Annotated in this window: 3 protein-coding genes, 1 tRNA gene and 1 pseudogene; all 5 read left to right on the top strand. The window is 35.2% G+C overall.

What is annotated here, in order from left to right:
* The coding region (locus ACYVJS_RS10365) for a complex I subunit 1/NuoH family protein (protein WP_460739888.1) at nt 1–741 on the top strand (741 nt) is incomplete at its 5' end.
* 24 nt (nt 742–765) lie between these two features.
* Nucleotides 766–837: transfer RNA gene (locus ACYVJS_RS10360), tRNA-Ile, on the top strand.
* A gap of 87 nt (nt 838–924) precedes the next feature.
* Nucleotides 925–2,067, top strand: coding sequence for a cytochrome b N-terminal domain-containing protein (locus ACYVJS_RS10355; RefSeq protein WP_460624610.1), 1,143 nt, complete (start codon nt 925–927; stop codon nt 2,065–2,067).
* A gap of 310 nt (nt 2,068–2,377) precedes the next feature.
* Entirely contained in the window at nt 2,378–3,337 is a 960-nt protein-coding gene (locus tag ACYVJS_RS10350) for an LAGLIDADG family homing endonuclease (protein ID WP_460624611.1), read from the top strand.
* A gap of 267 nt (nt 3,338–3,604) precedes the next feature.
* Nucleotides 3,605–3,692, top strand: a pseudogene (locus ACYVJS_RS10345) (hypothetical protein); the annotation flags it as partial.

Below are 3,692 nucleotides of genomic sequence, written 5' to 3'. Positions count from 1 at the left end.
CTAGGATGGGCTGTTATTCCATTTGGTGCTGGACTAACTATTTTTGATTTTTCAATGGGAATTCTATATACTCTGGCTATTTCATCAATTGGTATTTATGGTACTCTATTTGCTGGATGGTCAGCTAACTCTAAGTATGCATTTCTAGGATCACTACGATCAACAGCTCAAATGATTTCATATGAACTAGTACTAAGTTCAGCAATTCTAACAGTGATCTTTATGACAGGATCATTTAATATCACAACAATTATCGAACATCAAGAAGCTATTTGGTTTGTTATTCCTATGCTACCTGTATTCATTGTATTTCTAATTTCAGCACTAGCTGAAACTAATCGTACACCATTTGACCTACCAGAAGCAGAATCAGAACTAGTAGCTGGTTTCTTTACTGAACACAGTGGTATGATCTTTGTATTCTTCTTCCTAGGAGAATACTGTTCAATTGTTCTAATGTCATGTCTAACAGCAATCCTATTTCTAGGTGGGTACAACATGCCAGAACTATTTATCAACGACACCTTCGTTAACCTACAAAGTATTGTACTAGGAGTTAAGACATGTATTATTTGCTTTTTCTTTGTCTGGTGTCGAGCTACATTCCCACGAATTCGATACGACCAACTAATGGTACTATGTTGGACAGATATGCTTCCTCTAGCTATTGCCTTCGTAGTACTAGCTCCAAGTATTCTAATGGCATTTGATATTATCCCAACTCCCCTTACATATAAGTAGATTAAAAACTAATTAATGTATATAAAGCCTATAGTATAGCGGTTAGTACCCATCGTTGATATCGGTGTGGCAGAGGTTCGATTCCTCTTGGGCTTAAGGTATTTAATTATAAATATAACCAAAAAAGCGCTGAGATTGCTAATTGATATAAGGTAAGACAATAAGATTAAGAATATAATATCTATGCGAGTAATAAAGAGTAATGCACTACTATCTATTGCTAATAGTTACATTTGTGATTCACCACAACCTATTAACATTAGCTACGCATGGAATTTTGGTTCACTACTAGCACTTTGTCTAGGAACACAAATTCTAACAGGTGTTATTCTAGCAATGCACTATACACCTAATATTGATCTAGCATTTATCAGCGTTGAACATATCATGCGGGATGTTAACTACGGATGGATGATTCGATATATTCACGCTAACACAGCGTCATTCTTCTTCATCTTTGTATACCTACATATCGCACGAGGACTATACTTTGGATCATACAAGTCTCCTCGAATTCTACCATGGTCAGTAGGAGTTATTATTCTAGTCCTGATGATGGGTACAGCCTTCCTAGGTTACGTACTACCTTACGGTCAAATGTCACTTTGGGGTATTTCAAATTGCCCGACATGTTCTAATACTGTGATTTATGCAGTTGTACTTGTACTTATTAATGTATATCTTCGGTCTGGAATGCTAGCTAAGCGAATTTCAGCTATTAGCCGAGTAGGACCCCATAATATAACTATTCTTAGCATTATTACTGGTTCTCTACTTGGAGATGGTCATGCTGAACAGCGAGTTCAAGGAAATGGTACTCGTATTACTTTCTATCAAGCAGGTAGTCATATAGAATATCTACTATGGCTACATGAACTTATCTCTTCTCTTGGTTATTGTAGCCCTATCACACCTGTTATCCAAACACGTGTTGATAATGGAATCACTCGGTACGTAATTCGATTCCGAACTTACACATATAGTAGTTTTAACTTTATCTTTTCAGATTGGTATGTTAACGGCATTAAGATTGTACCAGCTAATATTGCCATGTATCTTACTCCACTAGCACTTGCTATTTGGATTATGGATGATGGTGGTCGAATGGGTTACGGTCTAAAGCTAGCAACAAACTGCTTTACATATAATGACTGCGTATTTCTTTCTAACACTCTAGCAGAACTATATGGAATTAAGTCTTCAGTACAAAATGCTGGGGTACCTAACCAGTATCATATTTATGTGTGGTCCGAATCTATGCCTCTACTACGAGATCTAGTTCGACCATATTTTGTACCATCTATGCTTTATAAGCTAGGTGAATAACCTTATATCATATAATACTCCCCATCACAGTATAAGAATATAGTCATATTTATATATGGCGACACTGATGAAAACGGTTAAAAATCTATAATTTCTGATTCAGACCGTCGGTTACTATAATATTATGGATATTATTAGTGGTCGCTACAGACTGGTTCATCGGTGGGTATCATCTAAAATGGTGCTTAATGTACAGTCGGAATTTCTATTAGATATATCTAATTATAAGGCCTGCGTTCCTTTTAATTTAGGATTTAAGACAGGTACATGGTCATATTCGGAAATTTTTTATCGTATATGATTAGATAATTTGGCAACTGTAATTACTAATATGCTATCTGCTATTCCTTGGATTGGTACGGACTTTACACAATTTGTTTTTATCCTTTGTCTAGTATCATTTCATGTATTTTTCAGTTCAGAATTTCTACCTACTGTAGGTAATATGAATAGTCGATCTATTCATCCACGTAATAGTAAGGACAAGAGTAAGTATCAAAATGTTAGCTATGACTTCATATCTATGTTTGCTGGCTTTGTAGATGGAGACGGCTATATTAAGCTTACTCGGGCTACTGATGGTTATATCTCTTTTGAGCTAGTTATTTCTCTAGACGTACGAGACGCAGAACTTCTACGCTATTTCTATTCTGTACTACAAGTAGGTCGTATTAACTATTACAATACTACAGTAAAGTATATTATTGGGCGAATCGATCTTCAAGAGATTGTATTTCCTCTTCTAATTCATCATGGTATTTATTTTCTTACTGATACACGTCGGCAACAATATGCACTAGCTCTACATGTACTAACTAATAATATTGTATGGTATGCAGACGTACCCACTAATTTTAATTCTAATATCTACCCTCTACCTACTACTCCAGCTGGATATCTATCTATTCCTTTCTTTCGGAATTGGGTTGTTGGTTTTGTTATGGCTGAAGGATCATTCCACATTAAGGCTTCTAATGAGTTTTATTTCTCTATCCGACAACGTGAACATATTACACTTTTTGAAGCTTTCCGAATTCTATTTAATACGACTCGAACTATTGACATATCTACTATTGGATATTCAAAGTTTAATGTTTCTTCCGTTAAGGATCTAAATACTGTGGTTCAATTCTTTTCTCATTCAGGGCTACATCCAATTGTAGGTTACAAGAAGGTACAATATGACAATTGGATTAACAATATACGAAACGTAAAGCGGTTTAAGAATATTAATCTGCCAGAACATAAAGGATATAAAGTTGCTTTTTGAGGTGACTCAAATTGAAAAAAAGGGTGAATTGCAAGAAACTCTTAATCATATAACTCAACCCCTAGATTAAGACAATTTGNTAAGACAATTTGCAGCTAAGTCTAGATTAGTATTTATATAAATCTAGAAAAGTTCAACGACTAGTTGGTGAGTAATACTAACAATAATCCAACCTAGAGCGCCCTTTCACTCTAAACGTAGTGAATGACATAGTCTAATCTTACTAGAAATAGTAAGCAGGCTTTTATAAGCTATAATGTTGTATGGGGTGGATTCTCTGTTAATAATGCTACACTTAACCGATTCTTCTCACTTCACTATCTACTACCATTTATTCTAGCAGCTCTAGCTCTAG

It is taken from the genome of Microbacterium neimengense (genome assembly GCF_054782995.1).
The sequence above is the reverse complement of the archived record's forward strand: the minus strand, read 5'-3'. Positions and strand labels throughout refer to the sequence as shown.